Source organism: Colwellia sp. MB02u-6, from assembly GCF_014077095.1.
GTDB lineage: Bacteria > Pseudomonadota > Gammaproteobacteria > Enterobacterales > Alteromonadaceae > Cognaticolwellia.
This window is the reverse complement of record NZ_JACGVG010000030.1, coordinates 61,639-87,997: the sequence shown is the minus strand read 5'-3', so window position 1 is coordinate 87,997 and position 26,359 is coordinate 61,639. Positions and strand designations below refer to the sequence as shown.

The following is a 26,359-nucleotide window of genomic DNA, read 5'->3' as shown; positions in this document are numbered from 1 at the left end:
TTAACTTAATCAGCCTAGGCTAGATTAGATAACTCATTATAACCGTTCGTTTGGGTTACCCCTTGGAACTGGAGCGCATTCTAGAGATTTCTCGCTTCACGTCAACCCTTAATATCAATTAAATTACGATTAAATGACTGTTTGCTTTTTAATTGCACAGCTGGTGCTTTTATTGACCTAAGAGCGTTCAAATAGCATTCGAGTAGTATAAAGTCATATGAAAATCTGGTTCTTTTTATTGCTTAATCACAAGGTTTATAACTTCTCCTCTATATAAGGAGACTACAATAGCCATAATAGACAAGATTATTAACTAAAGAGCTATTCTATAGTGGTTACTGGTAGCAAATCTTACTGTTAATAGTCTTAATAGATACTTGCCTGATTAAATTGCATGAAAATCACACTTATTCTTGCACATTACCAAAAGGTGGGTAACATAGAATTGCAAGTTAAGTTTTTATAAAATAATAATTAGGTATCCATTATGAAGTCTCCTCAAGCATTAACGCTAATTGTTGCGTTAGTATTTTCTGTTACTATATATTTTTTAGCTAACAGTAGTGTATTCGAATTAACAAGTATGAGTATTGCCGTTGTTGCTTTTGTTTGTGCATTTATCGCGCCCTTAATTGGAAAAGCCGAAACAAATGTACAAGAAGCTGATACAAGCATTAGCACACTCTATGTTGGCAATTTACCGTATAGAGCTAACGAAGCCGCAGTAAGAGAGTTGTTTTCTGAGTATGGTCAAGTTCAATCAGTAAGATTGATGAAAGATAAACATACTGGAAAAAGACGCGGATTTGGTTTTGTTGAAATATCAGCCGCAGATGCAGAGCAAGCGGTTTTATCATTGAATGATAGTGAATTTCAGCAAAGAACATTAAAAGTTCGTGAAGCAAAAGAACGACCAGAGCAAATTGTTGAATAAAACCTCAGCATAACGTGATTGTTAGAACCGACCAATTAAGTAGTAAAAGAGTATAAAACTTACAGAAGTAGTTTAACTTTCTTACTCACTAGTCATATTAAAGCCTGTAAATGATAAGTTTACAGGCTTTTTGTTTTGCTACTATATATAAGCAATAGGGGGAATTACTTTATGCGTTTGATAATATTAAACTCAAATATTTTAATATTACTGACCACAAAGTCTATCAACGCTTATATATAGTCTATAAAATAGTGGCTTCATTAGCGGCTGTGATTAATAAGCCAGTGCTCCTAAGATACAATCGTTGTTTAATAAACAAAAGCAGGCTAATCGCTAAAGTCTCGACTTCATCATCAATTAACGACCTCCACTTTCAACAAGGTATTTCAATGTTTAGTCATATCCATCCCGATAATTATCAACAGCAGCTTGACGAAAAACAGCAAAATATTACAGAGAATTTTGCTCAGTTTGAATTACCCGCATTTGAAATATTTCCCTCGCCAAGCTTAAATTATCGCCAGCGTGCAGAGTTTAGAGTTTGGCATGACGGTGATGATCTGTATTACATTATGTTTAACAGTGAAACAAAAGAAAAATATCGGGTTGATGACTTTCCTGTTGCCAGTGTGCTTATAAATCAATTTATGTTGGCACTATTAGTGGATATAAAAACTAACGAAGTATTGCGTCAACGTTTATTCCAGGTTGATTTCCTATCAACTGTTAGTGGCGAAGTATTGATTAGTTTGCTTTATCATAAACAGTTAGATGAAGAATGGATTGAGCAGGCACAGCAATTAAAAGTTCGGTTATCGACAATCGCTCCTGTTGATATTATTGGTCGAGCTCGCAAGCAAAAAGTGGTTTTAGACAAAGACTTTGTTATGGAAACATTAACATTGAATAACAAGGAATTTCATTACCAGCAAGTTGAAAATAGCTTTACTCAACCTAATGCTAAGGTAAATGAAAAGATGTTGCTTTGGGCCCAACAAGCCACTAAAAATGTTGGTGGTGATTTAATTGAGCTCTACTGTGGTAACGGTAACTTTAGCATTGCTTTGGCGGAAAACTTTGATCGGGTATTAGGCACAGAGATATCAAAAACGTCAGTCAAGTCTGCACAGATTAATATTGTGGCTAACAAACTAGACAATGTTGATATCGTGCGAATGGCGAGTGAGGACTTTAGTCAGGCGATGAATGGTGAACGGGTATTTCGGCGATTACAAGGTTTTGATCTGACCAGTTACAATTATCAAACTGTGCTTGTTGATCCTCCTAGAGCAGGGCTAGATCCTGATAGTGTTGAATTAGTGAGTCGCTTTGAGCGCATTATCTATATTTCATGCAATCCAGAGACACTCCATGATAACTTAACTGAATTGGTTAAAACCCATAAAATTGAGCATTTTGCTCTATTTGACCAATTTCCTTATACCCACCATATAGAAACAGGTGTTATTTTGTCTCGTCTTTAGCGCTACTACTGCGCTGTTCGCTGCGATTTTTATTACCTACGCCAATTTCAAATGCACCACGAGCAATAAACCTGAGCTGTTTAATTGTTCGTTGTGCTAATTCTGCTAAATCTTTTTTATCACAATCTAGTGCGTCAGAGCCGGCACTAAAAACAATGGTTACCGCAGCATTTGCTTGCAGATAGGCCACTTCAGCATCAAGTTTATTAGCCTGTTGTAAATAATCACACAGCTCGAGCGTAAAATAACGAATTTCACGATTAACTGCAGCACGAAATGCTTTCGAGGTGCCTGAACGCTCACGTAGTAACAAGCGAAAAATATTGCCGTTACTTTCAATGAACTCCATAAACGTACGCACAGAAATTTGGATCACCGACCCCCCTTTGTCAATACGCTGCCTTGCTTGACGCATTAATTGACGCAAGGTTAAGCCCGCTTCATCCACTAAGGTTAAACCCAGTTCATCCATATCAGAGAAATGGCGATAAAATGAGGTTGGCGCTAAGCCTGCCTCTTTTGCTACTTCACGTAAACTTAGGCTAGAAAAACTTCGCTCACTACTGAGTTGCCCTAAAGCGGCATCGATGAGTTGTCGACGTGTTTTTTCTTTTTGTAATGCTCGAATACCGCTCATCGTCATGCACCTAGTAATTATTTCAGCCTGTAACCAGCTTGATATGATACTGAAAATAGTTAATATTACTAGTTAATAGATGTTAACCACTCAGTGATATTCTAATTTGTATTCTTTATGTTCGCTAAAAAATCGCCATCAACACTTGACTCCGCATCGAGTAAAGTTAAAAATAGCGTACATGTGTACACCGAAAAAATTTTCGGTGATTAACCTTAGATGGACAATCAATGAATAAACCACCTATTATTTGGTTAAATGTTTTTGTATTTAGCATTACCTTTTTATTTGCTGCCATAGCAGTACCTTACCGTGCATTCACTCATGGCTTTGACGCCACAGAAATCACCGCAGCAACGATTTGTTTTATCTATTGCGGTATGTCGATTACGGCCGGTTATCACCGACTTTGGTCCCATAAAACCTACCAAGCTCATTGGTCATTGAGAGTGATTTACGCGCTGGGTGGCGCATTTGCTTTGCAAAATAGTGCCTTACATTGGTGTTCTGATCATCGTATTCATCACAAACATGTTGATAAAAATAATATTGACCCCTATTCCGCAAAGTTGGGCTTTTGGCACTCACACATCGGCTGGATGCTAAGAGATCATCAACCTGAGCACTACAATAACTATAACAACGTGCGCGATTTACAAAAAGATGCGGTGGTGGTTTGGCAACATAAACACTATTTACTACTGACCATATTAATGAACTTCGGTGTCCCTATTTTATTTGGTTTATGGCATGGTGATATAATTAATAGCCTACTATTGCTTGGATTTTTACGTTTAGTGTTAAGTCACCACACCACCTTTTTCATTAATTCATTAGCACATATCTGGGGTAAGCAAACCTATACTGAAAAAAACACCGCTCGTGATAATGGCTTTCTAGCCTTTTTTACTTTTGGTGAAGGTTACCATAACTACCATCATATCTTCGAAAACGACTATCGTAATGGTATTCGTTGGTGGCAGTTTGATCCGACAAAATGGTTAATTAAAGGCTGCGCTCACTTAAAACTGACGTCAAAGTTACGTGTGACACCTGAAGATAAAATTGAAAAGGCACGTTTATCAATGGTTTTATTACGTAGCCAACAAAAGATAGCGGCCCACCCAGACGCAGAGCAGATGCTAGAAAGATTGCAACATGAGTACGATGAGCTAATTCATAAGATCAACGAATTTTATGCTGTACGTAAAGCGTTAGTTGCCAGTAAACGTGACCAATTACTGGCTGATGTTGAAAATTCAGAGGTCATGGCGCAATACCAAGAAATTAAGCGAAGATTAGCTGAGCAACAGCGCAGCTGGCAAAATATGGTAGAAAAGCTAGCATAAAAACAGTTACCTTAGATTTAATTCCTGCTAAAATTTTTCTCCTTAAAGCAGGAATTAAAGGGTTAACCGTTGACTAAACAAGCACAAGCTGAAAATAAGCAAGTAAAAAGCGCTGCTAAAAGCTATGATTTTGATGCTATTATTATAGGTACAGGGCCTGGTGGCGAAGGCGCTGCCATGAACTTAGCTAAGCGTGATAAGCGTGTTGCCATTATTGAACGCTATCATAATGTTGGTGGCGGCTGTACTCATTGGGGCACTATTCCATCAAAAGCGTTACGTCAATCGGTTAGCCGACTCATTGAATATAACTCTAATCCGCTATTTAATGCCGGACAACATGCCAAGCAATTAACCTTTCAAGATATTTTAAGTCACGCATCTGCCGTTATTCGTAAACAAGTCAATTTGCGCAGCGGTTTTTATAACCGTAATCAAGTTAAACATTTTTACGGTGAAGCATCATTTATTGATGCAAACACCATCCAAGTATTACGTATTGATGGTTCAATCGATATTATCACAGCCAAACAAATAGTAATTGCCACCGGCTCTCGTCCCTATCATCCGGATAATGTAGATTTTTCGCATCCGAGAGTTTATGACTCAGACAGTATTTTATCGCTTGAACATTCGCCACGCCAAATAATTATCTATGGTGCGGGTGTGATAGGTAGCGAATACGCGTGTATTTTTCGCGGTTTAGGAGTCAAAGTAGACCTGATCAATACTCGTGATCGCCTTCTGTCATTCTTAGACGCCGAAATGTCAGATTCATTAAGCTATCATTTATGGAATAACGGCGTTGTTATTCGCCACGGCGAACAAATTGAACGTGTTGAGACCAGTAAAGATTCAGTTATTGTCCATTTAGAGTCGGGGAAGAAGATGCGCGCCGACTGCTTATTATTTGCCAATGGTCGCACAGGTAACACCGCAGATTTAAAACTTGAGAATGCGGGTTTAAAGGCAGATGGGCGTGGGCAATTGAAAGTTAGCGATACTTATCAAACCGACGTGGAAGGTATTTTTGCAGTGGGTGATGTTATTGGCTATCCGAGTTTGGCCAGTGCAGCATTTGATCAAGGGAGAATTTGCGCCAGCGCAATGCTTGATGGCAATGGTAAAGCAAAACTTACTGTAGATATTCCGACGGGTATTTATACCATTCCAGAGATTAGCTCTGTCGGTAAAACTGAGCAAGAGCTAACAGCAGCCAAAATTCCATATGAAGTGGGCCGCGCGCAATTTAAACATTTAGCCAGGGCACAAATATCTAATAACCTAGTCGGCTCATTAAAAATTCTCTTTCACCGGGAAACCAAAGAGATTTTAGGTATTCATTGTTTTGGTGAGAATGCTGCAGAAATCATACATATTGGCCAAGCCATCATGCAACAAACTAATGGTGGCAATACCATTGAATATTTTGTGGAAACGACCTTTAACTATCCGACAATGGCAGAAGCCTTTAGGGTGGCAGCATTAAATGGTCTAAATCGACTTTTTTAAACACAAGCCAAGGGCAAGGCTTCTATCGCTTTGCCTTTAATCCATATTTTTATGGACATAAAAGTGAAAACATTATGAAATATCCTTTACTGGTTGCGCTGTATTTTTTTGTTTTACCAACGCTTGCTACAGATAGCTTTAGTATTTACTTAGTTCGACATGCAGAAAAACAAGCTGTGCTGAATGATCCTAAATTAACCCCTTGTGGTCAATTAAGAGCAGAGCAAATTGCGACTATGCTTGAGCACACACAAATCAAACATGTATATAGCACAGCCTACCGACGTACCATGGCAACAGCAGCGCCCATTGCTAAACAGCAACAGCTCGCCATACAACAATATTTGCCAAAAGAACTGAGTCAGTTTGCACAGAAGTTACTTAAACAAAAAGAAAATGTCTTAGTAGTAGGTCACAGTAACACTACGCGACAATTGTCGGCATTACTCAGTAAATTCGATGTAGCAGAGCTTACCGAACAACAATATCGTAACCTGTATCAAATACAAGTCAGTGATCAGGGGAAAACCTTAACGTTATTTACTCAGCCACTTATTTGCCAATAACTTACCGATAAACTGAAGATAACTAGTCACTTGCCTGTTACCGCTGCTTAATTAAGGTTACATGTCGACGTCATTGGTTTTATTGTCTGGTTTTATAAGCTCAATATCGGTAATCATAAAAGGTGTACCCCATTGTTGAATGGTCATCACATCTTTTACTTTGCCTTTGACACGAACAATAGCCCCATTTTGCGCAAACTCTTTGGCCATATTCATTGGCAATAATTTTCTGCCTGAATCGGTAATAATGCCATAAAAGCCACCTTCTAAGTTTAAAAAATTTACACGGCCAAGCTGCCAGCCATTAAATCCTTCTTTCAATTTATCTGTTGTGTCTTCCATATAATGACCTGTTAATACTTTATTAGTATTTACCCGTGCCTCAACAAGTGTAGTCTCCAACTGCTGGGTACTAGTTTCCTGGCCAGTTTGCGCTATTGTCTCATTAGCTTTATCTGCTTTAGCGTCATCCTTATCGGTTGAGCTACTACCACAAGCACTGAGTAATAAGGTTATTGCCAACAGAGATAAAAAGTTTTTGTTTTTGATCATTCTCATGTCCATTTAGAATCAATTTACTAGCTCAGCATACCTTAATCTAAAAGTGATAACCAAAGCCTAAATATATAAAAAATCTGTTTTAACCCCATTTAGCAACTGATTAGAAACTGACTAGCTGAATTTTACAGGTAGGTCATTACATTATAATTTCAAGGCAAAAAAAAGGAGCCTCAGGCTCCTTTAGATACAATAAACTAAATTACTTTACGCTAACAAAGCAAAAATAATATTACTAACAAGTACAGCTTATCGATGATATGGCTTACTCAAACGATGAACCGACTCAATAAAATGGCCCGCATGATCTGGGTTTACATCTGGATGTATACCGTGACCTAAGTTAAATACATGCCCAGTGCCACCCTCACCAAAGCCTGCTAATATTTTTGACACTTCTTGCTCAATTCTCGGTAATGGCGCGTATAGCATTGATGGGTCCATATTACCTTGCAGTGCCACTTTATCACCAACACGCGCTTTAGCATTTTCAATATCAATGGTCCAATCAAGACCAACCGCATCACAACCTGTTGCAACAATATCTTCTAACCACATACCACCATTTTTGGTAAATAATGTCACTGGCACTTGGCGGCCATCGTTATGACGAGTTAGACCATCAACAATTTTCGCCATATATTGCAATGAAAATTCTTTATAGTCTCGAGGGGATAAAACACCACCCCAAGTATCAAATACCATTACCGATTGCACACCTGCAGCAATTTGGGCATTTAAGTATAAAATAACTGAGTCAGCTAATTTATCTAATAATAAGTGTAATGTTTTTGGCTCTGAGAACATCATCTTTTTGATTTTAGTAAAAGCCTTGGAACTAGCACCTTCAATCATATAAGTGGCAAGGGTCCAAGGGCTACCAGAAAACCCAATTAGGGGTACATCACCGTTCAGCGTTTTTTTAATCGTGCGTACTGCATTCATAACGTATTGCAATTCGCCTTCAGGATCTGGAATACCAATTTTATCAACATCGGCTTTACAGGTAATTGGCCGTTCAAATTTAGGTCCTTCGCCTGTTTCAAAATACAGACCTAAACCCATAGCATCAGGAATAGTTAGAATATCACTAAATAAAATCGCCGCATCAAGAGGAAAGCGACGTAAAGGTTGAATGGTAACTTCACAAGCTAAATCAGCATCACGGCAAACCGACATAAAATCGCCAGCCCCTTTGCGCACTTCACGATACTCAGGTAAATAACGTCCAGCTTGACGCATCATCCAAACAGGTGTGTAATCAACAGGTTGGCGCAATAGCGCACGTAAATACGTATCATTTTTTAATTCAGTCATGAAAATTTATCTCCGCTATTTGTATGCGCGCATTCTAACACTTCAAATTTTATTGATCTATGTCCAAATCAAATCTATGTAAGCTTACGGTCTTGATAAAAGATTTGCCTTATTTTTGCCATAGAGCAAAATACTCTCGTAACGTTTAATTGGCACACCATAGCTAAAGCCAGATGCCAGCAGAGCTCAGAGCTCAATAAGTTACCGTTTTAGTAGCTCAATCATTTTTAGTAAAATAATTTCACTAATATAAAAAAATTTTTTTTATATTTTGCAGCAAAAGCCATAGAATAGTGAAAATACATTGACAAACTTCCTAAGTGGTTAACCAGACGGGGTGTTTTTAGTCACATTTTTTCCTTAGGTCATAGTCACGTTACAACTTGATCGGTAACACTTTTTTATATTTTTTACGCCGTTTTAAAAAGGAAAATTTATTAAAGCGTTAGCTTTTAGCTTAATCAACACCTAGATAACAGAAAAATAGACTGAGCGTTGAGAGTTTACACATCACTTATACGAAGATATTCGTGGAATATATGCTCTATTAAAGTTGTTGCACAGAGAAAAAGCCTTTGCTATAAATGTCACGCGCTAAAGAAAAACAATAATAAAAACAAAAATAATAATAATAATAATAATAATAAAAATAAAGAAACTAATAAAAAGAAGCTAGTTTACTAGACCATATAGCGAGCATTTCAAGCCTTACTTCGGTAAGGCTTTTTTATTGCCTAAAATAATGTGATCACATTAGCCAGCGTTGATGCACAAAAGCTGCAGGCAACTCAAGATTAACGAAAACAGACCAAAATACACCTTCAAAATATCTCCAGAATAAATCCCCGGCCATACGAGGGAGTATTATGAATAAGCGCTGCAACTTTACTATCGCCGCAAGAAAAAATTTAAGCCTTTACTTATATTGTTATGCCTCCAAGCTTTGAATACCAAAATTTAAATACCAAACTTTTAAATGTCTTCCTATCCCTCTGAACTAGAGAAAACAGCGCAGATAAATAGAAATAAATTATCGAGTAGGTCATGCCTTTTACAGCTAGTGATCTGAGGTTTTTCTGGGTGAGAGTAGTGATTTATAAGCTCTGAATTAATAATAGGAAAACCTCTTTATAGTTCCCCTATCTGATCAAGAGAATACCACAAAGTACATTCTAGAATGATCTTAACCTATTTTTTTGGCTTAAATTAATACAATGAAGCCACAATCTTAGGCAGCTTTTTTACAACGTCTGCGTTTGATGAAACCCATCAAACCCAAGCCAGCCAATAGTAAAATATTGGTTTCTGGTTCTGGCACTGTTGTTGTTGTTGTTGTTACTGAGCAGTTCGCGCCACCGACAACGGCATTAGCCCCAATAGTCACATACGAGGTCGTTGAATATACACCAGCACAGTTCCCGTCAGACGCACTTCTTACAAAAGCATTAGCACCCACCTTGACGTAGTCTTCGGCAATGATGGTACCTACAATATCGGCGCCATCACCAAGGGTAGCGTAACCACCGGGAGTCAGGTTACTAACGTTCCAGAACACTTGTGCGTTTGCACCCACGTCAAACAATTTAACTGTTGAATTGCCACCGAAGGCTAAAATATCTTCGATGTTAAAGACCCACATCTGGTTATCTAGGCCCTGGCCATCTAACGTCAGCGTTGTACCAGCGGTTGTGGACCAACTGGCTGCACTGAAAACGCCGGCTGTGTAGGTCGTGTTAACAGTCATTGTCGCTGCCAAACCTGTACCTAAGCCCATAGCAGTGAGCGAGACTTTTGCAGCAATCAGGTCATTTGTCGCAGCATTCATATCGTTAGTAATTGCCGACTTTACCCCATTAAGATAGGCCGTATCTGTATCGACGGCGTCGCCAGCTACTTTGTTAGATGATAAGGAAGCCGTGGCAACGCTGCCAGCACCCACTTCCCAGTTACCATCGAGGACAGCCTTTGCGCCTATTGTACCAGCCAGACCCGATATAAAGTTGCCTTGAACATAGGACGTGTCGCCCATGGTGCCAACCCCCCCTACCTCAAAATTCCCTTCGACTGTAGTGTTTGCGGTGGCCGTGCCAGCCTCAACCGATTGCGCATTACCAGTTACTGCAGCACCATCGCCAAGAGTCAACACATCACCGGTACGAAAATCACCATTGATGATGGTATTGGCACCTGCAGTTGCGTAGGTATCGGCTATGACATTGCCGTATACAACGGAGCTGTCGCCAGTAGAGGTATAGGTGTTAGACACAATGGCGAAGTTCTCTGCTGATCCTATCAAGCCTGCTGACGCGGGTGTACAAACTGCTGCGGCCAATAATGGCATAGACATAATTAATTTTTTCATAAACATCCTGTTATTTAATTAAATGAATTAAAGCTCCTTTCAGAGTTATTGTAGGTTAACGGTAAGATTACTGTAGCAGTAAATTACCATGCCCAACACATACACAAGCAACTTTAGAGCCTAAAAAAAAATAAACTTAAAAAACAGATAGTTGAATGTTTTTTTTTAAATGACAACCTAAGATTAAACAAAAACTGTATAATAGCCTGACACTTTTATTCATCAACATGCCTCCGTCAACATAGAGGGAGTTAGGTCAACAGGTATGTGATTTATCGCTAATGTCGATATTATGATCATAAAATAGAATGTAACTATCAACTTCATTAGTAACTGATTAATAGTTTTTCAGCTTCTAAAGCATTGTTCTCTTACCGGTGCTTTCAAAGCAGTTGTCGTCTAAATTGTTAAGCAAGCATCCCCGTAACTCCCCCAAATAAAAACTTATACTTTATTCTTCAAAAATGACAAAAATTTAAGCTAGCTTTGGTATGTTTTTCTGATGCTATTTATCTAAAGTATCGACTTAGCGCATACCAACTTAAACCAATACTTTAAAATAAAAAAACCAACCGAAAAGGTTGGTTTTTTATTCAACAACAGCTGAACTTTTACTTTTTATCGCCAACTTGCGCTGCAGCTTCTGGTTTTTGAATTTCTAATAATTCAATATCAAATTGAAGCACAGAATTACCCGGAATGCGTGGTGGGTTACCATTTGGGCCGTAAGCTAGATCTGCAGGAATAGTAAATTTAAACTTAGCACCTACTGACATTAACTGCACACCTTCGGTCCAGCCTGAAATCACACGATTAAGTGGAAAAACAGCGGGTTCATCACGTTCGTATGAACTATCAAAAGTTTCACCATTGAGGAAAGTACCCTTGTAATGCACTTTTACTGTATCAGTGGCAACAGGCTTTTCGCCATCAGCAGCGGTTAAAACCTCGTATTGAATGCCTGATTCAGTAACTTGAACACCTTCTTTTTCAGCATTTTCTGCCAAGAATTTTTGACCTTCAGCTAAGCTTGTTTCTGAACTTACGGTAGCTTGTTCGGCTTGCTTTGCTTTCATTGCTTGATCTAAATTCATCAACAAGGCTTGAATGTCTTCTTGTTCAATTTGAGAATTACCGTCCATGCTATCGGTAAAGCCACGAATAATAAGTGCTTTATCTAAAGTTAAGCCCAATTTATCGTGCTCTTCTAGATTACGCTCCATATACATACCAATTGAAGCACCTAACCCGTAGGCTTGTTTTTGTATTTCTGTATCAAGCGCAACTGTTTGCTCTTCTTGCTTAACTGGTTCTTGACAACCCATTACTGATAATAAAGCAATAGCGACTACCGTTGGTTTAAAAAATCTCATTTATATCTCCGTTTTACTACTCAGTCAGAAATTCCCGCTAAGTCATTTAAATATGTGTGAATTGTGAAACAATGCGGCTTATACTAACGATAAATGCCCTAAGAAAAAAGTATTAATATTTTGCTGAACTGTAACTTAACTAATCTTAAAGCCAAGCTTTTGTTTTTATTGGTGTTGATATTGCTAACAGCTTGTCAGCCTGTCGGACAAGCACCAGAAAAAAGGTGGCAACATGCGGTGGAGGGAGCCTATGCGGCAAATATCTCTAATGACGCTAAATTCAGTGTTGTCTCATCCATTCATCACGGCATTAGCTTGTGGGATTTGGAAAAAAACGCGCTGAAATATAACTGGTCGCAACAGCAAGATAGTGCTGATAATTTAGTCTTGGTGGCAGATATTGCTGATAATAACAGTCATGCCATAACCGCTAATCGCCATGATTTTTCACTGTGGAATATCAAAAATGGCCAATCAGAAGGTTATTGGTCAATTACCGAATCTAGTATTCGTGATGTAGCCGTAGCGAATAACGGTGACTACTTACTTGTGGGACAGAATAACGGTAAAGTCGTACACATCACCATTGCCAATGGCCACCGCTTAGAGTTTTTGGGGCATCAAGAAAAAATTAATGCGATCGATATGCTGCCTAATGGCCGAGTAGCTATTTCTGGCTCTAATGATTTTGTTGCTTATGTCTGGGATACCGTTTCGGGACAAGTTATTTATCGTTTTAATCATCCTAGCCGCGTGACTATGGTGGCGCTTGATCCTAAAGCACGCTATGCCTTTAGCGCTGACAGCAAAAAATCAGCCAATATTTGGGATTTAAAAACGGGTGAGTTAGTGTCCCAATTAAAATATTTTAATCGCCAAGAGATTTTTAGTGCGGTGCAATTTTCACCTGATGGCACTAAACTATTAACTGGCGCGCCTTCTCGTAAGGTTAGCGTATGGGATATTGCTACAGGCGAACGGCTAACCAGTTGGCGTGTTTTACCACGTGATGATATTAGACCGGCTGGAGCAGTTGTTTATAGCGTCGCTTTTAGAGATAATAACCAAGTAATCACCGAAAGTTCCTCAGGATACGCCGAATTATGGCAGGTAAATAAACAGTGAAATCAGTTAACGAATTAAACAAAGCAATTGAAACGCTTGAAAGCCGCAATGCCTTTCAAGACGACATAATAGAACAACTTAACCACGAAATAACACTACATCAACGCCAGCTTGCAGAGCTTAAACAGCAAGTGTCATTGCTTGCCAACAGAATTAAAGACAATACGCCAGAACAAGACGGTAAAGAAGAAGTAGAGCCACCTCCACCACACTATTAAAAGCAATAAGCTAAATATTGTAATCTAATTACTACCAAACACTTCAACACCTGAGCGGTTATTAAAGCAGATATAAAATAACCCTAGGCGCTAATTGAGTACGCTTTATTTAATTTACTTTGCTAAATTTTAAGCTAATGAGCGAATAAACTGGGGTTGGTGGCTATAAAAGCATTATAATTAGCGAATGAATATTGTTAATCACAAAACCTAACGCAAGTTAACGCAAGTTAACGCAAGTTAACGCAAGTTAACGCAAGTTAACGCAACTGACAAAGGTCGCAGCATGAACACAAAAATATACAAGCAAGTGCTTTTTTTCGCTGATCACTTAATGGCAGCAGCTCAAGAGCAAGACCAATCTAGATTCGATGGTTTTTATGCCGAACTAAAGCAACTCTGCGAAGAGAATGAAAATACGGATAAAGACCACGCAGTGCAGTGGGAAACGCTTGCTGACTTTACTGATGACTTACCCTTAGCGATTACTATTTATGAGCAAGCTTTATTAAAAGCTGAAGCGATTAACGACAAAGACTTCCGTTCGTCTATTAGTTACTCTATCGCGACAATGAAAGTGGCATTAGATGATGAAGCAGGCGCTATTGAGTCTTTAGAAAAAGCTAAAATAAGCTGTAATAAAATTTCAGATAAAGAATTAAAAGCTGAAATTCATGACTTACTGGAAGAGTTAAAGCTTTCATCATAATGAATTTTAAAACTTAGCTAGGCTATATTGAATAGTGGCTAGGATTTTCTCTGGGATAGTACTGGCTACTTGTGCTATCCAACATACTTTAGCCACACAAATTTAAGCTTACTGAGCTTATCCCTTCCTAGGCGGTGGCAATGATGAAATATTATTCCTAACAGATAAGAGATAATTAACTGTTGAGCAGAGATAAAAAATTGTAAAAATTAATTCAATCGAAAAATTGAGTCTAATTAGCTTAAAATAAAGACACTAAATGAGAAATTCTCCTAACCAAATAAAGATGATTGGATTGTCGAACCGATAATACCAAATTCAGCACCAACAGATATTTTTACCTCTGACTTATTTATTTTTGACTCGCTACAAATCAAACTTAACGCCTAGTGACTTTGCTGAAATATCTAAATCAGACCAAAGTATGGCTTAACAGTACTCGTCAATTAAGCGCCACAACTGGACACAGCCTCAGGCTAAACAAGGTTTAATTTATGTTTAATGTTCAAGTTATTAATCTGGTTTGAAAATACCAATTACCTGCTCTTTTGGTCTGACGTCTTGTGCAACATGTTCTTCAGGTTGCGCCATTTGATGACCACAATTTACACAGGTGACTGTCTCAACACTGTTCTCTTTAGTTAGCGCCATGGTATCGATTGCCTTACATTTTGGACAGGTTGCTCCTGCTATAAATCGTTTTTTCACTTATTTACTCAATTTTGTGGAGGTTTTTCACGGGTTTTAGCAAGATATCTGCCTAGGATTTCTATTTTACCTTGAACTACCCCCTAAGGAAAAGCGACAATAGTGTTCTGCATTAAAATGAGTAACGATAAATGATCATAGCCACAGATTTAAGTTTAGCCCGAGGCGCAAAATACCTCATAAAATCATCAAGTTTTACTATACATCCAAATCATAAAGTTGGACTTGTTGGGGCGAATGGCTGTGGGAAATCTTCTTTGTTTGCCAGCTTACTGGGCACACTACCATCAGATGTGGGCAACCTTTCTATGCCATCAAGCTGGAAAATTGCTACCGTTAAACAGGAAACGCCAGCGTTAGACCGCTCAGCTCTAGACTATGTTATGGATGGAGATGTCGAATATCGTCAGTTAGAAGCTAAATTAGAACAAGCGCGCGAAAACGACAATGGCACACTTGAAGCCACTATTATTAACCAAATTGACGCGGTCAGTGGTTACAGTTTACCGGCACGAGCGGGAGAATTATTACACGGTTTAGGTTTCGTACAAGAGCAGCTAGTTAACCCGGTTAAATCGTTTTCTGGTGGTTGGAGAATGCGCTTAAACTTAGCTCAAGCTTTGATCAGCCGTGCCGATTTATTATTACTTGATGAACCCACCAACCATTTAGATTTAGATGCCGTGATTTGGCTGCAACGTTGGTTAAAAAGATTCACCGGGACTTTAGTACTTATCTCACATGATCGTGATTTTCTTGATGATGTGATTGGCCAAATTCTCCATATTGAGCATCAAACCGCAAAATTATATTCAGGTAACTATAGTGCTTTTGAGCGCCAACGTGCCGAACACCTTGCACAGCAAGATGCACAATATCAAAAACAACAAAAAGAAGTTGCTCACTTAACCTCTTTTGTTGACCGCTTTCGCGCTAAAGCTAGTAAAGCAAAACAAGCACAAAGTCGTTTAAAACGCCTGCAAAAATTACCTGATCTGGCGCCAGCTCATGTAGATAGTCAATTTACTTTCAGCTTTGAGCAGCCCGAAACCCTGCCTTATCCGTTACTGGCACTAAAAGAGAGCCAATGTGGCTATAGTGAACAAGCCATTATTTTAGAAAACGTTGCCATGACCTTAGTACCAGGAAGTCGCATTGGCTTACTCGGGCGCAACGGTGCGGGTAAATCAACATTAATAAAATCATTGGCGGGAGATTTAGCCCTGCTGAAAGGTGAGCGTTATTGTGCGCAAGATTTAAAAGTGGGTTATTTTTCACAGCACCAACTTGAGCAACTACACTTATCCAGTAGTGCCATTGAGCATATTACACGGGCAAAGGCCGATATAACCGAATTACAAGCACGGTCATTTCTAGGCCGCTTTGGCTTTAGTGGCGACCAAGCACTAGATAAAGTCGGCACTATGTCTGGTGGCGAAAAAGCGCGCTTAGTATTAGCGCTTATTGTCTTAGACAAACCACAACTGCTGCTGCTAGATGAGCCAACCAACCATCTTGATTTAGAAATGCGTCAAGCACTGGTGCTAGCTCTGCAAGACTTTGAGGGCGCAATAATTCTTATTGCCCATGACCGATATTTATTAGAGTCATGTGTTGATGAATTTTACTTAGTGGCTAACGGCCACGTGACTGACTTTGATGGTGACATTGACGACTATCAACAATGGTTAAATGACGATAAAAAGCAAAGTGTTAAAGCAAACAAAATCGTTAGTGACCCACAAGTTGATAAAAAACAACAACGTAAAGAACAAGCTGACTTACGTAAAAAGGCCTCACCTCTGCGCAAACAAGCAGATAAATTTGAAAAGCTAGTACAAAAAAGCCAAGACGAGTTAACTGAAGTTGAAGCTAAATTAGCAGACAGTGACATTTATCAAGCTGAGCATAAAACCAAACTGACCGAACTACTGAAACGCCAAGCAAATTTGACACAAGACTTAGCGGCAAATGAAATACAATGGCTTGACCTTGAAGAGAAAATTGAAGAAATAATGTCACAGGCATTATAAATTTATTGCTACACTTAATACATAACAGCAACACGCCTTGTCATTGCATTTAATGGCGACAACATCAGACTATAGGACATTAAAATGAAAAAATTGACCTTACTTGTACTCAGTATTGCCCTATTTATTCCAAACTTTGCATACAGCGCAGATTTAGATTTAGCCATATATGATCTTAATCGTGGTGAGTTTAACGCCGCAATAGCTCAGTTTGAGCCTTTGGTTGCAGAAGGATATGCACCTGCTCAATATCAAATGGGCTTAGTTTATTTAAATGGTTACGGCGTGATGAAAAATCCAACAAAAGCAGTAGAATTATTTCATTTGGCAGCATCAAAAAATTATTCGGATGCTTTGTTTGACCTTTCTTTGTTATACAGTGAGGGTGAAGTTGTTAAAAAAGATCTAAACACCGCTTATACCTTAATGGAAAAAGCGGCAAAGAAAGGCTTACCTCGTGCACAATTTAACTTAGGGGTGATGATTTATAATGGCAGCGGTGTACCACAAGATTATTTGCAAGCATCGCGCTGGTATCAAAAGGCCGCTGATCAAAACTATGCTCTAGCGCAATTTAACCTCGCCTTAATGTATTTTGATGGCAAAGGGGTCGCTAAAAGTACAGAGATGTCGTATATCTGGAATATCATTGCCGCTAGAAATGGCTATCGTATAGCAGAAAAAAGTCGCGATATGGACGAGTATAAGTTGACGGTAGAAGAAATTAACATCAGCCGTGAAAAGGCCGATACTATTTTACGCAACATAATACAACAAAGAGAGCTGAAGTTAAGGCAAGCGCTAATAGAGCAAAACCGTTAGGCGAAAAGTTGGTCTGCATTAGCCGGTTAACAATAATCTATTATTAACCGGCTGCAATAAAAAAATAAACCCGCAAAAAACGTTAGCAGGTTTATTTTTCCTTTCAGTCTGCAATCTACCTAACCTCCTAATTAATGATAAAAATCAGTAACTTAAGTGTAGGAGAGGTTAATTTCCAACCTACTTCTTTCTTACGACTTATAAAAAATCCATACCTAAAATCAATGCTAGCCTCCATTACCCACCATCATATTCACCGCATACAATCGCAATGAATGTGATCTAAATCAATAAGTAGTGCTGAATTATTATTTACAATAGTTGCTTAATCTTTTTACTATTTTGATGTCTATTGGAGTCACTTATGAACGTGTTAAATATGTTAATCAACGACTCTGTTGTGCTTTATTCTTTTATTGGTTTAGCATTTTTATTGGGTATATGTAGTTTTTATGTCTATTACTTTTTAAAACAGATCAGTGCAGATAAAAAGTAAATCTAGCAATAGTACCGTCAATGTATATACGCTCAACATATAACAAGAGCAGTGCTATTGACTCAGCCTTGGTTTTTTACTCTGCTCTAAGCTTAATAAGCCTCTAGATTAATGGCTAATCATTGGGCATCCACAGTTTTTTAACGTACAATAATTTTTTGCATTACACACTATTACCACGTTATGTTTACCAAAAGTTCTTTCAGTCCTGCTTGGTGGCTTAAAAACCCTCACTGCCAAACCATTGCCGCTAAGTTTTTTCGGCGTGGTCACACCATTAACACCACAAATGAAACTTTAGAGTTACCCGATGGTGATTTTGTTGATTTGGCATGGACCGAAAAGGTTAGCTCTTCGTGCTCTCGCCCTATTGTGGCCGTATTACATGGCTTAGAAGGTTCAAAAAACAGTCATTATGCTAAAGGCATGTTATCTGCAATTAAAGCGCAAGGTTGGATAGGTGTTTTAATGCATTTTCGCGGTTGTAGTGGCCGACCTAATCGTATGGCAAAGTCTTATCATAGTGGTCAAACTTGTGATGTTGACTACTTTAGTCAATATCTTGCTAATAATTATCCTAAAGCAAAAAAAGCGATTATAGGCTTTTCATTGGGCGGTAATGTATTAACCAAATATTTGGCAGAACAAAAACAAAATATCTATCAAGCCGCTGGTGTAATTTGTGCTCCACTTGACCTATCAAGTTGCTGCGACAGAATTAATCAAGGCTTTTCGCGTGTTTATCAAAAGTACCTAGTTGATATGCTTAGAGCCAGTACCATTGAAAAAATAAATGCAAATTTACTCAATAATATAGACAGAAACCATTTAGACAAGGTTCGCTCTATTCGAGAGTTTGATCATATGGTCACCGCGCCGGTTAATGGCTTTCGCGATGCCAATCACTATTATCAACAAGCAAGCGGTCGAGATGTACTTCAACAGATAACCACGCCATGTTTAATCATTCACGCGAGCGATGACCCCTTCTTATGCCATGAAAACACTACAGCTATTAGTGCTCTACCAGAGCAATTAACCTTTGAAATTAGTGCTCGTGGTGGCCATGTTGGTTTCATTAGCGGTAAAAATCCACTTAAGCCACAATTTTGGCTTGAGCAGCGTATACCTGAATTTTTTACGAGATATTTATGATCATTCCATTAGAACAATTATCAACCGAGACTTTAAGCGCCATTATTGAGAACTTTGTCCTTCGCGAAGGTACTGAGTATGGTAGTGAAGAGGTGTCACTCAGTGATAAAATCACCCAAGTACGTCAGCAATTAACACAAGGTTCTGCCCTCTTAGTCTACTCAGAACTACATGAGACAGTTAATATTGTACCCTCAGATCAATTGGTTGAAGACAGTGAGGAAAGCGCTTAAAAAAAATGTAACTACTTATTATTGCAATGAAAAAGGCACTGATTAGGTGCCTTTGATAAAGAGCAATTCTGTGTCAATTTAACGAATGTTGAACTTAACCAACTTTAGACTTAACAAGATTTAAACTTAACGACCTTTAATTTAACGAGTAAAGGTGACTGAAAAACTGACCGGCACTACATAATCAATACTCGGTAAAGATGCTAACTCTTTAAGTTTATTAATGCCAGCAACCAAACTAAAAGCATCCGCTTTAATAAAAAATGGCTTTATCGTGTTGACCAATATTTTATCTGCGCTTAGCTTAACAACACTAACATCAATATTGACTGCTTGTTGTAGGCCATGAAAGTCGAGCATGCCGCTAAGACTGAGTTGTTGATTTTGGCCAGTTTTTAAAGTGTTAATTAATTCTTTATCAAGCTGAGTCGTAAAATTTGCTGAACTATATTTATCCGTTTCAAAGACGAACTTTTTCATTCGCTCATTGCGAATAGCAATATTGGTATTTACGCTAGCTAAGTCAACACTAATAGTGACCTGTGCTTTTGCGTCTATATCGCCTGTAAGTTTTGCAAAACTGTGGTTTTCCGCAATAGACGATTTTTTCACCGAAATAAAACTAAGTAGTGAACTTGAATTGTCGAGTTTCCATGTAGCTAAAGCAGGTAAACTGACTGTAGTCACAAGTAAGGTAATTAACATTAAAGCTGTTTTGTGCATTATGTATTCCATCTATGTCAGGCTTTCGCCTTGGTCTTTATGCCTGAAGTAAATAAGTATGTTAATTCTTTACTAAGGCTCTGATTGATTGTTAGCGTGTTGTTCTGTGCGGCTTAATAATATCATGCCAAGGGATTTCTTTATTCCCTAAAGATAAAAAATCAGGCTGCATCAAAGTTTTACGTTGATTATAAGTTAATGGCTTAAATTCACTGTCGATAATACTACCACCTGCTTGTTCAATTATACAATGGCTAGCGCCAGTGTCCCACTCACCTGTTGGCCCAACCCGTAAATAACAATCAGCACCACCTTCGGCAATTAAACAATTTTTTAGCGAGCAGCTACCTAGAGCAACATGGTCGAAGTCGTATTTATCATTTAAATACTGCCCCATTAAGTTAATATCTTGGCGACGACTAATCGCGACTTTAATTCGGCGCTGGCCATCATACCTTGCCACTTGTATTTTATGACTGCCGCTATCATTTTCTTTAAATGCGCCTAAATTATTTTGGCCATAGTAGGTTAATTGATGATCAGGCGCATGGATAACACCAATAGTTGGCCAGCCATTTTCCACTAAAGCAACATTGACAGCGAAATCGCCACTGCCGGCAATAAACTCACCCGTTCCATCAATAGGGTCTAATAGCCAATAGCGTGACCATTTGCTGCGCTGAGCAAGTGCTAACGCCCCCACTTCTTCAGAAATAATGGGAATATCAGGTGTTAGCCTTCTTAATTCGTCCATTAGAATGTCATTTGCCGCCATATCAGCACTAGTCACTGGACTATTATCTTCCTTCATTTCAGCCGTATAGTTGCCATGCTTATAACAACGTGCAACTTCTTGTCCCGCTTTTTTGGCACTTTCAAGTGCTACAGACAATAATTTTTCTTGGTTCATAAAATACCCCCTAAGTGCTCTTTTACTAATAACAGCGCGGCAAAACTGCGTGCTTCATTGAAATCTGGCTCTTGCATCAACTGCCGATAATCTGCTAACGGCCAAGGTATTAATTCTAACGCTTCGGGCTCATCACCAAGCAGCTTTTCAGGATAAAGATTTTCCGCAAGAAAAATGGTCATTTTGGCATCAAAAAATGCGGGTGCCATGGTCACGGTATGCATTGAGGTTAATGTTTGAGCACCGTAGCCCACTTCTTCTTTTAATTCTCGATTGGCTGCCTCTGCCGCACTTTCACCAGCATCAATCAAGCCCTTGGGAAAGCCGAGTTCATAAGTGTGCGTGCCGCCACAGTACTCTCGTACTAGTAACATGGTATGTTGATCTAGCATAGGAACAATCAGCACCGCCCCTCTGCCTTTGCCAGACATACGTTCATATTCACGTTTTTCGCCATTGGTAAAAGTTAGGTCGACTTGTTCAATCGAAAATAAACGACTTTTAGCAACCTGCTTGCGTGCGGTAATTTGTGGTAATACTTTTTTTGTTGTCATAATGACCTTTATTGCAACAACTTAACTGGGAATGCAACGTTAAAAAAACTAAAGTTTAACCATAACACGATAACGTTGAATACATAACCAACCCTCTTTGGTATGCTCCTATAATAAACGTGTTTCTAGGGAAAAATCTATGCTTGATTGGTCAAAAATTTCAACTGTTTTACTTGATATGGATGGAACCATTCTCGATTTACATTTTGACAATCACTTTTGGTTGCACTACTTACCTAAACGCTATAGTGATTTACGCGGGGTAAGTTTAACTGATGCCCAAACGTCATTAGCCAATCATTACGAAAAAGTGGCAGGGACTATAGACTGGTATTGCCTTGATTATTGGGCCCAGCAAACACAACTATCGATCATCGACCTAAAACGCGAAGTACAACATTTGATTCAACTGCGCAGTGACGCACATGATTTTCTCGTCGCGCTTAAGTCATCAGGGCGTGAAGTGGTATTGGTCACCAATGCCCATCCTGATAGTTTATCGCTAAAAATAGAGCGCACTAAGTTAGATAAATACTTTGATACCCTCTATTCAACTCATGAATTTGGTGTGACAAAAGAATCACAACTACTCTGGCAACGCCTACATCAAAAGCATGGTTTTGCCTTAGAGAAGACACTTTTTGTTGATGACAGTGTCATTATGCTCGATTCTGCTAAAAAATATGGCATTGAGCATTTATTAGCGGTGGCAAACCCCGATAGTAAAAAAACCAGTGCTGTGATTAATGATTACCCGTCGATTACTGATTATAGTGTTTTGCTGGCAGGAATAAACAACAGTAAATGGGACAATTAATCATCCTTGAGTATGATAGCCATTACATTGAGTCAGTAATTATAAGTGATATGAAGTATTCAAGAGCAAGGCGCTTGATGGCAAAATAACTCGCGTGTGTGATTGAGAGTAATACAGTTATGAAATATTTAGGCCACTTTAGAATAAGCGATTATTTATTTCAATCGCTATGACACTAACCTGACGCATTGATTGCTCAGGTAAGAGCAATAAAGTATTTGATATAACTCACCTAGGCATAAGGTGAGTTATATCTTATGTCGCCGTTATGTAGGCATTATATTTTTAAGCGATATCGACCTTTATTATCTGGCTTACCCAAAAAGCTTAATGCTGATCTTAATTGCTCAGGAAATTTAGCACCTGGGGTTAAATACCCACTGCCTGAGAAACGCCCGCCTTGTTTTAACTGGGCACGATAACTTAGTCCTAAATCATTTTCAGGGTCTATATCAGCGACAAGTTCGCCTTTATCACAGGTTAATTTTGCCTTAAGTGTACCAAACTCAACTTTTTCATCAAAAGCGGTAATACCAGCATTACGCCATTGCAAATTCCCCTGTAATTCAAGGCATATCGGCGTGCCAATAATAAAACGGTCAATAGTTAGTGCTAATTGTTCATGGGCAATAACATTAACCGGTAAATTAAGCCTCGCGGTCACTGTGTTGGCAGCAAGGTCTATCTGCGCATCTTTAATCACCATGTCAGATAATAAGTCACTTATCGTCAACTGTCCTTCAGGGCCATTGACTAAAGCACCACCAAAGCTAATATCAAGTTTTGGGTCAAGCATTAACAAAGACATAAAAGATAGCGAACTCTGCACTTGGTTAATTACAACGTCATCAACCATTACTTGCTTAACACTTGCTTGCCAAATAGTGCCTTCTACTGCGGCGATAGTGACATTTTTGGGTAAGTTAATTTGCGCCATCAACCAACTTGCCGGCATTAATGCTAAAACAAAAACGCTGTACGCGGTGAGAAAAATGGCGATATAAGCAAACTTATTTTTCATTAATTCTTTCCTAACTGTAATCGACGAACACGAACCATACCTTGTTGATCAGCTGAACTCAGATCTATATTTTTAACTTGCAAACCATCGCTAATAGCCAATTGCTCTAACCAAGTTAATAACTGGTTAAATGATATTTCATCAATCCAGACCTGTAAGTCATCGCCTTGGGGCTGCATACGAGTAATCGTTATATTGTTAGCGCTGGAAGTGCGGTTGACTATGCTTGACAAACTGGCGCCCGAACTAGCACGTGCATTGCGTTTTGCTTGTTGATAGCGTTGGGTGTTTTCGGCCACCCAAGTTAACAAAGCTTGTTGACGTTCAAGCTTTAATGTTGTTTTTTCTATATTTTCCGTCAGTGGTTGCCAAATAAGACCATATAAAATAAATATTGATATAAGCACTGACATCACGCTGATCAAACGTTGTTCACGAGTATTTAACTGTTGCCACCAAGCTTTCATGAGCGCCCCTTAGCTTTGGTATCTAAAATACTAAACGAACCTGAAATTTGCTCGCCTTGATTATTTTGTGCACCTAAATTCACTGTTAATCCTGCCTTTTCAAGCGCCACTTTTAACTTTTCAAAATATTGATAATCTTTAGCAATAGTTTGCATACGAACTTCATGGCGTTTACCGTCAAACTTTAGTGTTTGTGGTTTAATCTCAGGTACACTGGCTAATGCGGGCTCAAGCTTAACTAATAATGATAAGAACCCTATAGATTCGCCACTATTACCCACCTCAGCTAATTTTTGTCGTAACTGTGAGCGAACGGTTGACACTTTTACGCGCTTAGTCTCAGGAAAAGCGGCTTTATAATTAGCGATAATTTGCGCTTCAATAACCGATTGCTGATCCGACAAGCGATATAACTCTACTCCCTTAAGGGTAAAGTTAAGCACTAAGGCTACACAGGCAATACCGGCGACCCAAAGCCAATTAGTCTTGGTTGCTGAACGTTTTTCTTTTACTTGAAACTCACCTTGCAGTAGGTTGAATTTAGAGCAATGATTATTCGCTAAAATGGCTAAAGGCAGCTCTTCGGGTAAGTATTCGACCTTTATTTCCACCGGCACTTGCGGTAGAGGTGAATAGGCCAAAATGGTGTGTTCATTTTCTGCTAGGGCACTATTTTCTGCCCGTGCACTGAAGTATTGCGCAATAATAGGCCAGGCATTGGCTTCAAATGACATCACTTGCCATGCACCAAGCCGGATTAATACTTGCTCACCTAGCATCACTGCCGTACTGCTTACGCTATTTAAGGGTAATGCCAGAGCATCGGGGATGATTGACTTAGTGAATATTCCTGCATTGGCCAGCCACTGTAGCCAAAGCTCTAACTGCTTACGCTCAAGTGCCGCAACAAAGCAGTTATTACCCTGATCATCTGGTTTTGTATCACTAAAGGCGAAGCATAGTTGCTCAACATCTTGTGCCAGCGTTTCTTCCATCATATATGGCGCCGCTAAACGAATAGCTCGTTGAGATGAGCCAGGCACTTTTAAGCGTTTAATAGCAATGTCACTTGCGGGTACAAAAACGACCACATCCCGTGCTGTCGATTTTTCAGTTAATTGACTCAATGCGTTGGCATTAGGTAACTCACCACTTGCAATAATATCTTCTTGTCCGTTGGTTTTGATCAGCCAGTGAAGTTTATTTTCAACTTGGCTGCCTAAACGGATAAATAAGGTTTCACCCATTACTCTCGTCCTATGATGCGACTGATCACACTTATATTGTTTTTATTGTCTACTTTCATAATGGTATTCAAAGCAAAGTAACTGTTATTAAAACTTGCTGTTGTTTTGAGCTTAAAATACTCGCTGGTAACGGCAAATTGTTGTTTTTTCTTGGGAGGTATTTTAGCTTTACTCAACTCACTTAAATTAAAAAATTCATCAACACTTTTAAAGCCTTCTTCACCGCGAGCAGTCAAGGCTTGTGTCGCTTCATTTTGACTTATTCCTAACATGGCGACAAGTATTTCAGGCTTATCCAATGCGATGGTATTAACGTTAATCTTATTGAGGTTAGTATTAGGTAAAACACAGGCGTAGTCTTTGAGTTTATTAATGACATTGACCGTAAAATGCTCAACGACTCTTAACTCGCCGATACTCGCAAGATAATTATTTGCCGCTAAATAAGGGAATGCTTTTGCGGCATAATCATTATCTTCAGCACCGCCTGAACTTGAAATGCTGCTATTAGCGTCTAACCAGTCGGTTAAAGCATCTGCCATATATTGCGCTTCAAAACTGCCAACACCTTCAATATTCATGATAATAAGTAATTCTTCAAACGCGGCTCTAGCTGGCGATTTTTTTACTACATTGCCATTATTATTAATGTTGTTACTGTCATCATCATCGTCGACTCGTAAGGCATTCAAGTTGAAACAACTATTTAAATCTGTTATTTCACCAGTAATTTCGCCCAAATCGACAGGAAAAGTGTTCTCCCCTTGCGCCCAAATTTGACCTAAATGTGTTACCTCGGCATTATCTGCAAAGGATTGTATTAACACTCTTTTTGCAAAAGCTTCTGCGCCCATGGCATACCAATAGGCTTGCTGGTTTGAGGCAATATTGGTGGTGCGTTGCATTTGCAATTGTAACCGCGCGGTCATTTGTGTTGCCAAAATAGCGATTAATGCCACAATAAGCATAACGGTGATTAACGCAACACCTTTGGCGCTATGTTTACCTGCAAAAATTTTTATCACA

General features: G+C 38.9%; 27 protein-coding genes. 14 read left to right on the top strand and 13 right to left on the bottom strand.

The genetic code is table 11. From position 1 onward, the window contains the following. Positions 1–487: 487 nt before the first annotated feature. The gene (locus tag H4J46_RS07690) at positions 488–934 is read left to right on the top strand and encodes an RNA-binding protein (protein ID WP_182232939.1); all 447 of its coding nucleotides are present in this window, start codon (positions 488–490) and stop codon (positions 932–934) included. A gap of 392 nt (positions 935–1,326) precedes the next feature. After that, complete coding sequence (gene trmA / locus H4J46_RS07685) at positions 1,327–2,421, top strand: tRNA (uridine(54)-C5)-methyltransferase TrmA (RefSeq protein WP_182232938.1); 1,095 nt, start codon at positions 1,327–1,329, stop codon at positions 2,419–2,421. Here trmA and fabR read toward each other — a convergent pair. Next, entirely contained in the window at positions 2,402–3,058 is a 657-nt protein-coding gene (fabR, locus tag H4J46_RS07680) for an HTH-type transcriptional repressor FabR (protein WP_182137408.1), read from the bottom strand. The two genes, trmA and fabR, sit on opposite strands and share 20 nt — an antisense overlap. A gap of 230 nt (positions 3,059–3,288) precedes the next feature. On the opposite strand from fabR, the gene H4J46_RS07675 reads away from it, so the two are divergent. The 3 genes from H4J46_RS07675 to H4J46_RS07665 all read left to right on the top strand — a co-directional run bounded on the left by H4J46_RS07675 (position 3,289) and on the right by H4J46_RS07665 (position 6,485). Next, positions 3,289–4,407 carry a fatty acid desaturase gene (locus tag H4J46_RS07675; RefSeq protein ID WP_182232937.1) on the top strand — a complete coding sequence of 373 codons (1,119 nt, stop codon included), beginning with the start codon at positions 3,289–3,291 and terminating at the stop codon, positions 4,405–4,407. A 69-nt stretch (positions 4,408–4,476) separates the two neighbouring features. Further along, a complete protein-coding gene (gene sthA / locus H4J46_RS07670; RefSeq protein WP_182232936.1) occupies positions 4,477–5,919 on the top strand; it encodes a Si-specific NAD(P)(+) transhydrogenase in 1,443 nt (480 codons plus the stop codon). Positions 5,920–5,993: 74 nt separating this feature from the next. Continuing rightward, on the top strand, positions 5,994–6,485 hold the full coding sequence (locus H4J46_RS07665; protein ID WP_182232935.1) for a phosphoglycerate mutase family protein: 492 nt from the start codon (positions 5,994–5,996) through the stop codon (positions 6,483–6,485). A gap of 57 nt (positions 6,486–6,542) precedes the next feature. On the opposite strand, the gene H4J46_RS07660 is transcribed toward H4J46_RS07665, so the two are convergent. The 4 genes from H4J46_RS07660 to H4J46_RS07645 all read right to left on the bottom strand — a co-directional run bounded on the left by H4J46_RS07660 (position 6,543) and on the right by H4J46_RS07645 (position 12,095). Next, entirely contained in the window at positions 6,543–7,037 is a 495-nt protein-coding gene (locus H4J46_RS07660) for a hypothetical protein (protein WP_182232934.1), read from the bottom strand. A 255-nt stretch (positions 7,038–7,292) separates the two neighbouring features. Next, positions 7,293–8,360 (bottom strand): uroporphyrinogen decarboxylase, encoded by a 1,068-nt coding sequence (gene hemE, locus H4J46_RS07655; RefSeq protein WP_182232933.1) that lies wholly within the window; start codon positions 8,358–8,360, stop codon positions 7,293–7,295. 1,228 nt (positions 8,361–9,588) lie between these two features. Beyond that, a complete protein-coding gene (locus H4J46_RS07650) occupies positions 9,589–10,722 on the bottom strand; it encodes an ice-binding family protein (protein WP_182232932.1) in 1,134 nt (377 codons plus the stop codon). A gap of 611 nt (positions 10,723–11,333) precedes the next feature. After that, entirely contained in the window at positions 11,334–12,095 is a 762-nt protein-coding gene (locus H4J46_RS07645; protein WP_182232931.1) for an FKBP-type peptidyl-prolyl cis-trans isomerase, read from the bottom strand. A 180-nt stretch (positions 12,096–12,275) separates the two neighbouring features. On the opposite strand from H4J46_RS07645, the gene H4J46_RS07640 reads away from it, so the two are divergent. The 3 genes from H4J46_RS07640 to H4J46_RS07630 all read left to right on the top strand — a co-directional run bounded on the left by H4J46_RS07640 (position 12,276) and on the right by H4J46_RS07630 (position 14,147). Next, the gene (locus H4J46_RS07640) at positions 12,276–13,220 is read left to right on the top strand and encodes a hypothetical protein (protein WP_259365734.1); all 945 of its coding nucleotides are present in this window, start codon (positions 12,276–12,278) and stop codon (positions 13,218–13,220) included. Continuing rightward, entirely contained in the window at positions 13,217–13,438 is a 222-nt protein-coding gene (locus H4J46_RS07635; protein WP_310650216.1) for a SlyX family protein, read from the top strand. Before H4J46_RS07640 ends, H4J46_RS07635 begins: the two co-directional genes overlap by 4 nt. Before the next feature lie 286 nt (positions 13,439–13,724). After that, a complete protein-coding gene (locus H4J46_RS07630; RefSeq protein ID WP_182232930.1) occupies positions 13,725–14,147 on the top strand; it encodes a tetratricopeptide repeat protein in 423 nt (140 codons plus the stop codon). 513 nt (positions 14,148–14,660) lie between these two features. On the opposite strand, the gene H4J46_RS07625 is transcribed toward H4J46_RS07630, so the two are convergent. Then, on the bottom strand, positions 14,661–14,855 hold the full coding sequence (locus H4J46_RS07625) for a YheV family putative zinc ribbon protein (protein WP_182232929.1): 195 nt from the start codon (positions 14,853–14,855) through the stop codon (positions 14,661–14,663). Positions 14,856–14,986: 131 nt separating this feature from the next. Between H4J46_RS07625 and H4J46_RS07620 the strand changes: the two genes are divergently transcribed. The 5 genes from H4J46_RS07620 to H4J46_RS07605 all read left to right on the top strand — a co-directional run bounded on the left by H4J46_RS07620 (position 14,987) and on the right by H4J46_RS07605 (position 19,594). Then, positions 14,987–16,888: an ATP-binding cassette domain-containing protein gene (locus H4J46_RS07620; protein WP_182232928.1), complete on the top strand. Its 1,902-nt coding sequence runs from the start codon at positions 14,987–14,989 to the stop codon at positions 16,886–16,888. An 84-nt stretch (positions 16,889–16,972) separates the two neighbouring features. Continuing rightward, on the top strand, positions 16,973–17,710 hold the full coding sequence (locus H4J46_RS07615; RefSeq protein ID WP_182232927.1) for a tetratricopeptide repeat protein: 738 nt from the start codon (positions 16,973–16,975) through the stop codon (positions 17,708–17,710). A gap of 364 nt (positions 17,711–18,074) precedes the next feature. Then, the gene (locus tag H4J46_RS17175) at positions 18,075–18,206 is read left to right on the top strand and encodes a hypothetical protein (RefSeq protein ID WP_259365733.1); all 132 of its coding nucleotides are present in this window, start codon (positions 18,075–18,077) and stop codon (positions 18,204–18,206) included. 183 nt (positions 18,207–18,389) lie between these two features. Then, on the top strand, positions 18,390–19,361 hold the full coding sequence (locus tag H4J46_RS07610) for a hydrolase (protein ID WP_182232926.1): 972 nt from the start codon (positions 18,390–18,392) through the stop codon (positions 19,359–19,361). Then, a complete protein-coding gene (locus tag H4J46_RS07605) occupies positions 19,358–19,594 on the top strand; it encodes a YheU family protein (RefSeq protein WP_182232925.1) in 237 nt (78 codons plus the stop codon). The genes H4J46_RS07610 and H4J46_RS07605 overlap by 4 nt, the downstream gene beginning before the upstream one ends. Before the next feature lie 141 nt (positions 19,595–19,735). On the opposite strand, the gene H4J46_RS07600 is transcribed toward H4J46_RS07605, so the two are convergent. The 3 genes from H4J46_RS07600 to nudE all read right to left on the bottom strand — a co-directional run bounded on the left by H4J46_RS07600 (position 19,736) and on the right by nudE (position 21,781). After that, entirely contained in the window at positions 19,736–20,317 is a 582-nt protein-coding gene (locus tag H4J46_RS07600; protein ID WP_182232924.1) for a YceI family protein, read from the bottom strand. Between the two features lie 91 nt (positions 20,318–20,408). Continuing rightward, positions 20,409–21,227, bottom strand: a complete 819-nt coding sequence (gene cysQ, locus H4J46_RS07595) for a 3'(2'),5'-bisphosphate nucleotidase CysQ (protein WP_182232923.1) — start codon at positions 21,225–21,227, stop codon at positions 20,409–20,411. Then, a complete protein-coding gene (gene nudE, locus H4J46_RS07590; protein ID WP_182232922.1) occupies positions 21,224–21,781 on the bottom strand; it encodes an ADP compounds hydrolase NudE in 558 nt (185 codons plus the stop codon). Before nudE ends, cysQ begins: the two co-directional genes overlap by 4 nt. Before the next feature lie 139 nt (positions 21,782–21,920). Here nudE and yrfG point away from each other — a divergent pair, with 139 nt between their 5' ends. Further along, entirely contained in the window at positions 21,921–22,598 is a 678-nt protein-coding gene (yrfG, locus tag H4J46_RS07585) for a GMP/IMP nucleotidase (protein ID WP_182232921.1), read from the top strand. 277 nt (positions 22,599–22,875) lie between these two features. Here the strand turns inward: yrfG and H4J46_RS07580 are convergent, their stop codons facing one another. From H4J46_RS07580 to gspK, 4 genes are read right to left on the bottom strand one after another with little or no spacing between them, the layout of a single operon-like run. After that, a complete protein-coding gene (locus tag H4J46_RS07580) occupies positions 22,876–23,619 on the bottom strand; it encodes a type II secretion system protein N (protein ID WP_182232920.1) in 744 nt (247 codons plus the stop codon). After that, on the bottom strand, positions 23,619–24,086 hold the full coding sequence (gene gspM / locus H4J46_RS07575; protein ID WP_182232919.1) for a type II secretion system protein GspM: 468 nt from the start codon (positions 24,084–24,086) through the stop codon (positions 23,619–23,621). Before gspM ends, H4J46_RS07580 begins: the two co-directional genes overlap by 1 nt. Next, entirely contained in the window at positions 24,083–25,333 is a 1,251-nt protein-coding gene (gene gspL / locus H4J46_RS07570; protein WP_182232918.1) for a type II secretion system protein GspL, read from the bottom strand. The genes gspM and gspL overlap by 4 nt, the downstream gene beginning before the upstream one ends. Next, entirely contained in the window at positions 25,333–26,358 is a 1,026-nt protein-coding gene (gene gspK / locus H4J46_RS07565; RefSeq protein WP_310650215.1) for a type II secretion system minor pseudopilin GspK, read from the bottom strand. Before gspK ends, gspL begins: the two co-directional genes overlap by 1 nt. Between the last annotated feature and the right edge of the window lies 1 nt (position 26,359).

What these genes read in the sequence shown, in the direction of transcription:
- H4J46_RS07690 (WP_182232939.1), top strand. Translation starts at nt 488, where the DNA reads ATGAAGTCTCCTCAAGCATTAACGCTAATTGTTGCGTTAGTATTTTCT.
- trmA (WP_182232938.1), top strand. Translation starts at nt 1,327, where the DNA reads ATGTTTAGTCATATCCATCCCGATAATTATCAACAGCAGCTTGACGAA.
- fabR (WP_182137408.1), bottom strand. Translation starts at nt 3,058, where the DNA reads ATGAGCGGTATTCGAGCATTACAAAAAGAAAAAACACGTCGACAACTC.
- H4J46_RS07675 (WP_182232937.1), top strand. Translation starts at nt 3,289, where the DNA reads ATGAATAAACCACCTATTATTTGGTTAAATGTTTTTGTATTTAGCATT.
- H4J46_RS07665 (WP_182232935.1), top strand. Translation starts at nt 5,994, where the DNA reads ATGAAATATCCTTTACTGGTTGCGCTGTATTTTTTTGTTTTACCAACG.
- H4J46_RS07660 (WP_182232934.1), bottom strand. Translation starts at nt 7,037, where the DNA reads ATGATCAAAAACAAAAACTTTTTATCTCTGTTGGCAATAACCTTATTA.
- hemE (WP_182232933.1), bottom strand. Translation starts at nt 8,360, where the DNA reads ATGACTGAATTAAAAAATGATACGTATTTACGTGCGCTATTGCGCCAA.
- H4J46_RS07650 (WP_182232932.1), bottom strand. Translation starts at nt 10,722, where the DNA reads ATGAAAAAATTAATTATGTCTATGCCATTATTGGCCGCAGCAGTTTGT.
- H4J46_RS07645 (WP_182232931.1), bottom strand. Translation starts at nt 12,095, where the DNA reads ATGAGATTTTTTAAACCAACGGTAGTCGCTATTGCTTTATTATCAGTA.
- H4J46_RS07630 (WP_182232930.1), top strand. Translation starts at nt 13,725, where the DNA reads ATGAACACAAAAATATACAAGCAAGTGCTTTTTTTCGCTGATCACTTA.
- H4J46_RS07620 (WP_182232928.1), top strand. Translation starts at nt 14,987, where the DNA reads ATGATCATAGCCACAGATTTAAGTTTAGCCCGAGGCGCAAAATACCTC.
- H4J46_RS07615 (WP_182232927.1), top strand. Translation starts at nt 16,973, where the DNA reads ATGAAAAAATTGACCTTACTTGTACTCAGTATTGCCCTATTTATTCCA.
- H4J46_RS17175 (WP_259365733.1), top strand. Translation starts at nt 18,075, where the DNA reads ATGAACGTGTTAAATATGTTAATCAACGACTCTGTTGTGCTTTATTCT.
- H4J46_RS07610 (WP_182232926.1), top strand. Translation starts at nt 18,390, where the DNA reads ATGTTTACCAAAAGTTCTTTCAGTCCTGCTTGGTGGCTTAAAAACCCT.
- H4J46_RS07605 (WP_182232925.1), top strand. Translation starts at nt 19,358, where the DNA reads ATGATCATTCCATTAGAACAATTATCAACCGAGACTTTAAGCGCCATT.
- H4J46_RS07600 (WP_182232924.1), bottom strand. Translation starts at nt 20,317, where the DNA reads ATGCACAAAACAGCTTTAATGTTAATTACCTTACTTGTGACTACAGTC.
- cysQ (WP_182232923.1), bottom strand. Translation starts at nt 21,227, where the DNA reads ATGAACCAAGAAAAATTATTGTCTGTAGCACTTGAAAGTGCCAAAAAA.
- nudE (WP_182232922.1), bottom strand. Translation starts at nt 21,781, where the DNA reads ATGACAACAAAAAAAGTATTACCACAAATTACCGCACGCAAGCAGGTT.
- yrfG (WP_182232921.1), top strand. Translation starts at nt 21,921, where the DNA reads ATGCTTGATTGGTCAAAAATTTCAACTGTTTTACTTGATATGGATGGA.
- H4J46_RS07580 (WP_182232920.1), bottom strand. Translation starts at nt 23,619, where the DNA reads ATGAAAAATAAGTTTGCTTATATCGCCATTTTTCTCACCGCGTACAGC.
- gspM (WP_182232919.1), bottom strand. Translation starts at nt 24,086, where the DNA reads ATGAAAGCTTGGTGGCAACAGTTAAATACTCGTGAACAACGTTTGATC.
- gspL (WP_182232918.1), bottom strand. Translation starts at nt 25,333, where the DNA reads ATGGGTGAAACCTTATTTATCCGTTTAGGCAGCCAAGTTGAAAATAAA.